We start from the raw sequence: 7,084 nt of genomic DNA on the forward strand, positions 1-7,084 counted from the left end.
CGAGCGGCTGGATGCGGCACGATGACGCTGCTCGTCATCAGCCCCGACTACGCCTCGCACCTGCTCCCCCTGGCGACCCTCGCCACGGCGTGGCAGGCGCGGGGTGAACGGGTGGTGGTCGCCAGCGGGCCGGCGACGGCCGAGGTCGTCGCCGGATTCGGCTTCGAACGAGTGGACCTGCGCCTGGGTCGTGGTTCGAACCCCGGCGTCATCGCCACGGACGACCAGCCCCGCGACGAGGCGGCATCGCTGCGCGGCTTCTTCGAGGCGACCCGCCGCGGGGCCGTGGCGACGCTCGAGTACCAGGCAGCCGAGCGACTCGTGGATCTCATGTGGGAGCCCGCGGCCTCGGCCAGGGCCACCCTGCGGATCGTCGAGGCGGTCGCGCCCGACCAGATCCTCGTCGACCATCTCGCGTTCAGCGCGCGCCTCGGGCTCGATTCCGCCGGCCTCTCCTACGGGGATGTCGTGCTGGGGCATCCGTCGGCCCTGCCAGTCGGCGACGAGGTCTACGGATGCCCCTCGGCGTGGCCGTCCGCGTTCCACCTCGAACCCGGGGAGCTCGACGAGCTCCGGCGGCGGTGCGGGCAGGTCACCACCGCGTTCACCGCCGAGTGGAACCGGGTGGGTCGCGAGCTCCACACCGGATTCCCCACGTCGCAGGACGCGTTCGCGGAGCACGGCCCGGTGGTGCTGTACAACTACCCCGGCGAGCTCGTCGACGAGGAGCGACGATCGCTCCTTCCCCCGCATCACTTTCTGGGATCGACGCTCYGGACGGAGCGAGTCGATCCCGAGGTCGAGGCGTGGATCGGGCAGGCGGGCCGGTTCGCGTACGTGAGCTTCGGCAGCTTCCTCTCGGTGCGTGGCGACGTGCTCGGGCGGGTCGCCGACGCGGCTCGGTCGGCGGAGGTGCGGCTGGCGGTCGCGAGCGGATCGACGCCGCCCGGGGAGCTCGGTACCCTGCCGTCCGACTGGCTGGTGCGGCCCTACCTGCCGCAGGTGCGGCTGCTGGCCGCCGCCGCGGCCACGGTCACGCACGGCGGGAACAACTCGGTCACGGAGGCCGTCGGATCCGGAGTCCCCCTCGTCGTGCTGCCGTTCTCCACCGACCAGTTCGCGGGCGCGGCGGCGGTGGAGCGGAGCGGCGTCGGCGTGGCGCTCGACCCGAACGCCGCGTCGATCGAGGAGCTCGCCGCCGCCTTGGAGTGGGCGATGGCGGCGGAGTCGGGCGCTCGGTCCCGCCTCCACGAGGCGTCGGCCCGCCAGCGCGCGAAGCCAGGGCCTGAACGCGCCTTCGACGCGCTGGCCGGCTGAAACACCTGAAACAGAAGATGCTCACCGACGTCCACGATCGGACATCTGCTTGGTGTACTTTCCCCGACATCGGCGGAACGCTACTCTCGGACCCACTCGGTCCCACTCGGCACCGAGATCGTTGCGTTCGATCGATCGAAGTGCGCGCAAGCTGGAGGCGTCATGGGCACCTTGATCTACGACTCGTCGTCGCGGTTCGAGATCGACGACCGTGCGCTCGCGCACCTCCAGGTCGTCGTCGTGGACAAGTTGCGGCGGCGTGAGAGCTTCGAGTGGCGGCTTCGGGATGAGACCCACGAGGCATCCATCTGGGTCACGCCCGCGACGCCCCTCGAGTTCGTCTACTCCGGAAATCGTTCTGCGGGGCTGAACCGAGCCTGGCTTGAGATCCTGTCTCTCGCGGCCAGCTCGACCGGGGGTCTCAGCCTCATCGACGAGCCGACCGAGATCACGTGATTCGAGTGGGCCGCTCGCGAGAACCCGAGCGAGGCCGCGGAGCCACGCGTCGCCGAGCGGTACGGCTCATGAGCCCGGGCTCGCGCGGCGTTCCAGGGCTTCGATGACGGTCTCGGCGATGTCGATGTCGTAGAGCCGCTCGACGCTCTGGAACCCGCCGGGACTCTCCGCGTTGATCTCCACCACCTGGCTGCCGATCACGTCGATGCCCACGAGGAACATGCCATCGGCGACGAGCTTGTCACCGATCGCCTCGACGATGCTGAGCTGCGCCTCGCCGACCTCGAGCGGCACCGACCGACCACCGGTGCTGATGTTGGCGCGCGGGTCGTTGCCGGTGGGCACACGTCGGAAGGCGGCCGGCCTGCCGTCGCGCTCGAGGATGCGGCCCTCCAGCAGGAAGATCCGGGCATCGCCCTCCTCTGCTCCGTCGATGAACTCCTGGACGATGGCGTAGCCGTCCTGCAGGACCGCCTCCGTCATCTGCGCGAGGTTGGTCTCTCCCGGGCCCTCGATCATGAAGACGTTGCGGCCCTTGGCCCCGTACAGCGGCTTGACGACGCAGTGGCCGACTTCGTCGACGAACCGCTCGATCGCCTGGGGATCGCGTGTCACCAGCGACCGCGGCCGGACCTGCTCGGGGAACTCCTCCAGGTAGAGCTTGCTGGTCGCCCGATGAAGGGTGTGCGGGTCGTTCACCACCGTCACACCGCGGTCCGCGAGCATCTTTCCGAACACCACGCCCATCGGGCTGGCCCAGGGGCGCTCCTGCAGGTCGTCGATCGACTCGTTGCGCAGGAAGACCGCATCAAGGTGGTCCATGACGATCCGCTCGGCGTCGCGCGCCTTGATTCCGTCCATGAAGCTCGCGAGGGTGTCGTCGCTCTTCCACCTCGCGGCGCGAGCGGTCGCCGCGAACCGCCCGTCGCTGCTGCCGAGCTCAAGGTCACCGACGCCGACATACCAGGTCTCATGCCCACCCCGGGCTGCGGCCCTGGCGAGTCGGGTGGTGGCGTACTCGTCCACCTCGGTGTCGACGTCGTTGACGAGGAATGCGAGCCTCATGCGGCCACGTCTCCCTCGTAGAGGTCGGTGACCGTCGCGCCGGCGCGCAGCCTCTCCAGGCGCTCCTGCGCGCCGGGGACGTCCAGCCAGCGTGGCCGAACCCAGGGCGCGTGGAGCACCTCGCGGTCGAGCAGGTCCTGCACCAGGGGGATGTGGTCCAATGCGAGCTTGCCGACGAGCAGGGCGTCGAGCCGGCTGCCCTCCGCGAGCGCGTCGAGAATGCGCGTGATCCCGCGAAGGTAGATCGCGTCCTTCACCGAACCGCCCCCGACGACCACCCGGATGGCGATGGACCACGCGGTCCGTGCCGGTATGCGGTGGTCAGCCCGCAGCGACTCGAAGATGTCCAGGAAGCCGGCGCCGTCGAGCATCTTGCCGACCGCGACCACTCGCGCGGCGAGCACGCGCAGCCGCCGCGGGTCCAACCCTCCGGTCAGGTACTCGGCGAGCACGGCGAGCCCCTCCTGGGTCTCGTCGTAGCCGGGCAGGCCGATGGTCAACAGGGTCAGTGGCTGCCGCGCACCGTTCTGGTAGGTGACCACGTGGGTGCCGACCTCGTGGTGCAGGAGAGCTTCGACCCGGTCGGCGCGGAATACCGCGGACTCGGGGATGAGCAGGTGGCCGAACGACACCATCAGCTCGGAGATGTCGTCCCGCACCTCCACGCGGACCGGGAAGTCCGGGTAGACGGCGCGGTAGCGCTCGAACTCCGCACGGGCCGCGTCGGCGAACGCCCCGGCCGTGACGGTCTGGGTGCTGGGCGCCTGCGGTGGGATGGTCTCGAGCAACTCCGCCGCCGCAGCGGCCAGCGGCGGTGCCACCGTTCCGTAGAGCTGGAGCGACCCGTAGAGGAACCGTGACGTGTCGCGGTCCTCCACTGCGGTGATCTGCCGGGCGATCTCATCCCGCTTCGCACGGAAGAGCGTGTGCAGCGCCGGGTCGTCCACGTTCTCGACCTCGAGGTCGTACAGCTCACGCTGCGCCAGATCCGGATCGAAGTCCAACGGCCGCAGCCGAAGCGTCGGGGCCGTGCCGAAGTCACTGCGTTCGAAGTCCGCCCACGCCTCCGCCGCGTTGAGTGGCGTGACGTTGACGAGGAGGTTCACGCGGCGCTCGATCTCGGTGAGCCGGGCGTCGATGTCGAGTGCGGGCGCCAGCTGCTCGGTCGGTGATGACATCTCACGACCCCACCGACGCGTTGCGGGCCCGCCGAGCGATCTCAGACACGGTCGGGCGCATGCCCTCCGTTGGCTTGCTCATCTGCGTGTCTCCGTTTCGCGTTCGGGTCGCTACCGCGTGATTGAAGCTGCACTCACCACCTGGCAGCACCGATCTAGCCCGGTCTCGTCGCGGTCCGCCACCCCTTGACATTCCTCCGACTTCCCGGACGGGGCTACCGGATCAACTGCGCACACGCTCCGCGGGTTCAGGGATGAGTTGGAGCATGCCGGTCATCGCCGAGGTGTCGGACAGCTGGTCGAGCCAGACCCGGTTCAGCTTCGGTTGACGATTTCCTTCGTAGACGAACTGCAATGGGGATTGGGGGGTCATCCACACGGTGACGAGTCGTTTCTGATCGAACAGTGACATCGCGAATCGCTCGTTCCGGCGGAACTTGTCGATGATCACGACCTGCAGATGGACGAGCGTGCGGTCGTCGACCGCGACCTCGCGGCTGCTGTCGTAGATGAAGAAGCCCATTCCATGCCTCCCGGGCGTGGATCGAAGGAGCCCTGCATGGTGCAGGTGCTGGGAGGCGAAAGGAGGCTTCTGGGGAAACATCGCAACGGAACCGAGTCCTGGCCCCGACCATACGCTGCCGCGCGGCGAGCCGCGGGAAACCGCGGACGGACGGCGGACCCGATGGCGAGGAAGGAACGGCCTGCATCGTCTCGCCCGAACCCACGAGGTGCGCGAGCGAAGCCGTGGACAGACGGTCGGCTCCGAACGTCTTCGTTCGCCTGCCCGGGAGGGAAGCGATGACTCCCGCGGAATCCGCCCTCTGAGACGCAAGAAGCCCGGATGCCCGCTCTTCGTGCGGGGTTCCGGGCTGCTGAACTTGCTGGGGTACCTGGACTCGAACCAAGAACAACGGTACCAGAAACCGCCGTGTTGCCAATTACACCATACCCCAATGGCCCGTGACCGAAGCCCGCGCCGACATGCAACTCTAGCCTACGGACCGCGGCCCGACCAAACTGAGCCGGCCTCGGCCGACAGCCCGCCGCCGAGGCCTAGCCGAGGCGGGCCGCGAGGCGGTCGATGCGGTCGATCGAGTCGATCTTGCCCAGGATCTGCATCGACTCGAAGAGCGGCGGCGAGACACGGCGACCCGAGATCGCCGTGCGCACGGGGCCGAATGCGACGCGCGGCTTGAGGCCCAGCCCGTCGACGAGGGCGCCGCGCAGGGCCTCCTCGATCTGGTCGTGGACCCACGCGTCGGCCGGAAGCCGGTCGAGCGCCTCGCGCGCGGCGGCGAGCACGGCCGGCGCGTCGGCCGGAAGGCCGGCGAGGGCGTCATCGTCGTAGCGGAGGCCCGCGGCATCCGTGAAGAGGAAGCGGAGCATGCCTGGCGCCTCGCCGAGCAGGCCGATGCGCTCCTGGACGAGCGGTGCGGCCTCCGCGAGGAGCGCCTCCTGGGCGGCGGTGATCGGCGTCTCGACGGCGCCCGCCTCCTGGAGGTAGGGAACCGTGCGCGCGGCGAACTCCGCGACGCCGAGCTGGCGGATGTGGTCGCCGTTGATCGCCTCGGCCTTCTTGAGGTCGAAGCGGGCAGGGTTCGGGTTGACGTCGACGACGTCGAACGCCGCCACGAGCTCCTCCCGGGAGAACACGTCGCGGTCGGCGGAGAAGCCCCAGCCGAGGAGCGCCAGGTAGTTGACGAGGCCCTCGGGGATGAAGCCGCGCTCGCGGTGGTGGAACAGGCTCGACTCGGGGTCGCGCTTCGACAGCTTCTTGTTGCCCTCCCCCATGACATACGGCAGGTGCCCGAAGCGCGGCACGAAGCTGGTCACGCCGATGTCGATGAGCGCGTGGTAGAGCGCGATCTGCCGCGGCGTCGAGGAGAGCAGGTCCTCACCGCGGAGCACGTGGGTGATGCCCATGAGCGCGTCGTCGACGGGATTCACGAAGGTGTACAGCGGGGCGCCATTGGGGCGCACCACGACGAAGTCGATGGTCGAGCCGATCGGGAAGTCGATGCGGCCGCGCACGAGGTCGTCGAACCCGAGGTCGACCTCTGGCACGCGCAGGCGCAGCGCCGGCTCGCGACCCTCGGCGCGGAACGCGGCGCGCTGCTCGTCGGTGAGGTCGCGGTCGAAGTTGTCGTACCCGAGCTGCTTGGGGCGACCGTTCGCCGCGTTGCGCGCGTCGATCTCCTCGGCGGTCGAGTACGACTCGTAGAGGTGGCCCGAGGCGATGAGCCGGTCGATGAGCTCGCGGTAGATGTCGCCGCGCTGCGACTGGCGGTAGGGCGCGTGCGGCCCGCCGATGCCGATGCCCTCGTCCCAGTCGAGCCCGAGCCAGGTCAGCGCGTCGAGCAGCTGCTCGTAGCTCTCCTCGCTGTCGCGGGCCGCATCGGTGTCCTCGACGCGGAACACGAAGGTGCCKCCGGTGTGGCGCGCGTAGGCCCAGTTGAAGAGGGCCGTGCGCACGAGTCCCACGTGGGGCGTGCCGGTGGGCGACGGGCAGAATCRCACGCGGACATCGCTGCCGGCGGCGGTGGTGATGGGGTGAGCTGTCTCGGACATACCCGACCATGCTATCGAGCGCCGCACCCGGGCCATGCCGCGTGCACGTCGGCGCCGCTCCGACCCGTCTGGTCAGGCCGCGAGGGACTCGAGCGCCGCGATCGTGGCGGCGATGGCCGGCACGCGTTCGGCGCCTCGCGCAGTGACGAGGTGAAGTGACCGCACGTCGGCTCCCGCGGTCGGACGGGTGACGACGCCGGGGTGCCGCGGCGACGCCGCCAGGGCGAGCGCGGGCAGCAGCGCCACGCCGAGCCCCTGCGCCACCATGCCCTCGACGGCGACGAAGTTGTCGGTCTCGAAGGCGATGCGGGGCGCGAAGCCCGCGGCATCCGCGAGCTGCAGCAGGTGGCCGCGGCAGCGCGGGCATCCGGCGATCCAGGGGTCGCCTGYGAGGGCGGCCAGGTCGACGACGTCGGATGCCGCGGCCGGATGTCCCGCCGGCAGCACGAGCCGCATCGGCTCGTCGTCGAACGCCCGCACGTCGAGCCCGCGCGCGC

7 protein-coding genes and 1 tRNA gene are annotated in these 7,084 nt (G+C 70.0%); 2 read left to right on the top strand and 6 right to left on the bottom strand.

Features of this window, described 5'->3' with window-relative positions; all coding sequences use genetic code 11:
* Together AC1DY2_RS12390 and AC1DY2_RS12395 are read left to right on the top strand one after the other, a co-directional pair.
* Positions 1 to 1,317 (top strand): nucleotide disphospho-sugar-binding domain-containing protein (locus tag AC1DY2_RS12390; RefSeq protein WP_476762703.1); only part of this gene is annotated, 1,317 nt, incomplete at its 5' end.
* Positions 1,318 to 1,479: 162 nt separating this feature from the next.
* Positions 1,480 to 1,773 carry a DUF7882 family protein gene (locus AC1DY2_RS12395; protein WP_476762704.1) on the top strand — a complete coding sequence of 98 codons (294 nt, stop codon included), beginning with the start codon at positions 1,480 to 1,482 and terminating at the stop codon, positions 1,771 to 1,773.
* 66 nt (positions 1,774 to 1,839) lie between these two features.
* Here the strand turns inward: AC1DY2_RS12395 and AC1DY2_RS12400 are convergent, their stop codons facing one another.
* From AC1DY2_RS12400 to AC1DY2_RS12425, 6 genes are all read right to left on the bottom strand, one after another.
* Complete coding sequence (locus AC1DY2_RS12400; RefSeq protein WP_476762705.1) at positions 1,840 to 2,838, bottom strand: ATP-grasp domain-containing protein; 999 nt, start codon at positions 2,836 to 2,838, stop codon at positions 1,840 to 1,842.
* The gene (locus AC1DY2_RS12405) at positions 2,835 to 4,016 is read right to left on the bottom strand and encodes a flavohemoglobin expression-modulating QEGLA motif protein (RefSeq protein WP_476762706.1); all 1,182 of its coding nucleotides are present in this window, start codon (positions 4,014 to 4,016) and stop codon (positions 2,835 to 2,837) included. Before AC1DY2_RS12405 ends, AC1DY2_RS12400 begins: the two co-directional genes overlap by 4 nt.
* Before the next feature lie 223 nt (positions 4,017 to 4,239).
* Entirely contained in the window at positions 4,240 to 4,539 is a 300-nt protein-coding gene (locus tag AC1DY2_RS12410; protein WP_476762707.1) for a DUF7882 family protein, read from the bottom strand.
* Positions 4,540 to 4,900: 361 nt separating this feature from the next.
* Positions 4,901 to 4,972, bottom strand: a tRNA-Gln gene (locus AC1DY2_RS12415).
* A gap of 100 nt (positions 4,973 to 5,072) precedes the next feature.
* Entirely contained in the window at positions 5,073 to 6,587 is a 1,515-nt protein-coding gene (gltX, locus tag AC1DY2_RS12420; protein ID WP_476762708.1) for a glutamate--tRNA ligase, read from the bottom strand.
* Between the two features lie 72 nt (positions 6,588 to 6,659).
* Positions 6,660 to 7,084 (bottom strand): LysR substrate-binding domain-containing protein (locus AC1DY2_RS12425; protein WP_476762709.1); only part of this gene is annotated, 425 nt, incomplete at its 5' end.

The organism is Agromyces sp. P1_H4, assembly GCF_056405255.1.

Excerpts from the sequence above, each read along its gene's own strand:
- AC1DY2_RS12395 (WP_476762704.1), top strand. The coding sequence starts at position 1,480 with ATGGGCACCTTGATCTACGACTCGTCGTCGCGGTTCGAGATCGACGAC.
- AC1DY2_RS12400 (WP_476762705.1), bottom strand. The coding sequence starts at position 2,838 with ATGAGGCTCGCATTCCTCGTCAACGACGTCGACACCGAGGTGGACGAG.
- AC1DY2_RS12405 (WP_476762706.1), bottom strand. The coding sequence starts at position 4,016 with ATGTCATCACCGACCGAGCAGCTGGCGCCCGCACTCGACATCGACGCC.
- AC1DY2_RS12410 (WP_476762707.1), bottom strand. The coding sequence starts at position 4,539 with ATGGGCTTCTTCATCTACGACAGCAGCCGCGAGGTCGCGGTCGACGAC.